The 1,285-nt window shown below is 62.3% G+C and carries 1 protein-coding gene; it reads left to right on the top strand.

The window, feature by feature from the left end:
- Nucleotides 1–88: 88 nt before the first annotated feature.
- Nucleotides 89–1,224, top strand: a protein-coding gene (locus tag I6F37_RS38290) for an IS3-like element ISBj3 family transposase (protein ID WP_225154118.1) whose coding sequence is annotated in 2 segments (ribosomal slippage) — nucleotides 89–347 and nucleotides 347–1,224 — 1,137 coding nt in all. Because the reading frame shifts where the segments join, the coding sequence is not laid out codon by codon here.
- Nucleotides 1,225–1,285: the final 61 nt, after the last annotated feature.

The raw sequence follows: 1,285 nt of genomic DNA, 5'->3' as shown, positions 1-1,285 counted from the left end.
CAGAGCTGGCTCCGGAAATCTGGACAGGGCGGTAAGTGGAGTTTCTGCCTGACGGCGGGCAAGATTGTCCCGCGAATCAGGAGAGACGATGAGCAGACGAGCCCGCCGGCAACACGCACCGGCATTCAAGGCCAAGGTGGCGTTAGCGGCGATCAAGGGCGAGATGACGCTGGCCCAGCTGGCTGAGCATTTCGACGTGCACCCGAACCAGATCACGCAGTGGAAGTCCCAGCTTCAGAAGGCGGCGGCCGAGGTGTTTGGTCCTGGCGGTGGCAACAGAACGAGCGAGTCCGCGGTAGACGTGAAAACGCTGCACGCCAAGATCGGGGAGCTGACGCTTGAGAACGATTTTTTAGAAGGCGCGCTCAGCAAAGCCGGCATGCTGAGCGCAAAGCGATGATCGACCGTGAGCACGACCTGCCGATCACCAAACAGGCGGAAGTTTTGAAGATCAGCCGTGGCAGTATCTATTATCTACCACGTCCGGTGTCGCCCGCCGACCTCGCGATCATGCAGCGGCTTGACCGGCTGCACCTGGAGTTTCCTTTCGCCGGTTCGCGAATGTTGCGAGACCTGCTGGCTGCCGAGGGGTGCAAGATCGGCCGCCGGCATGTCAAAACGCTGATGCGGCGGATGGGGATAGAGGCGCTCTATCGCCGGCCGCGTACCACCAAGCCCGAACCCGGGCACAAGATCTATCCGTATCTGCTGCGCGGGATGGAGATCACACGCCCCAACCAGGTCTGGGCGATGGACATCACCTACATCCCGATGGCGCGCGGCTTCGTCTATCTCGCGGTGGTGCTGGACTGGTTCAGCCGCCGGGTGCTGTCGTGGCGCGTCTCGATCACTATGGAAGCCGCATTCTGCGTCGAGACGCTGGAGGACGCTCTCGCTCGCCATGGCAAGCCGGACATCTTCAATACCGACCAAGGCTCGCAGTTCACGGGCGCCGCGTTCACCGGCATGCTCGCCAGTCATGGCATCGCCATCAGCATGGACGGTCGGGGCGCCTGGCGCGACAACGTGTTCGTCGAGCGTCTGTGGCGCAGCATCAAATACGAAGAGGTCTATCTGCGCGCCTACGACACCGTGTCCGACGCCCGCGCCTCGATCGGCCGATACCTCGCCTTTTACAATGGCCGGCGTCCCCACTCGAGCCTTGACGGCGGCACCCCCGATCAAGCTTACTTCAGCCCGCTGCCGTTCCGCGCGGCAGCCTAACTCTGGCAGAAACTCCACTTATCGACGCGGAATTGCTGTTCAGACAACCGGGGCCAGCTCT

It is taken from the genome of Bradyrhizobium sp. NBAIM08, assembly GCF_020193935.1.
Classification (GTDB): domain Bacteria; phylum Pseudomonadota; class Alphaproteobacteria; order Rhizobiales; family Xanthobacteraceae; genus Bradyrhizobium; species Bradyrhizobium yuanmingense.
Note: the sequence above shows the minus strand (reverse complement) of the source record. Positions and strands in the feature narration are given on the sequence as shown.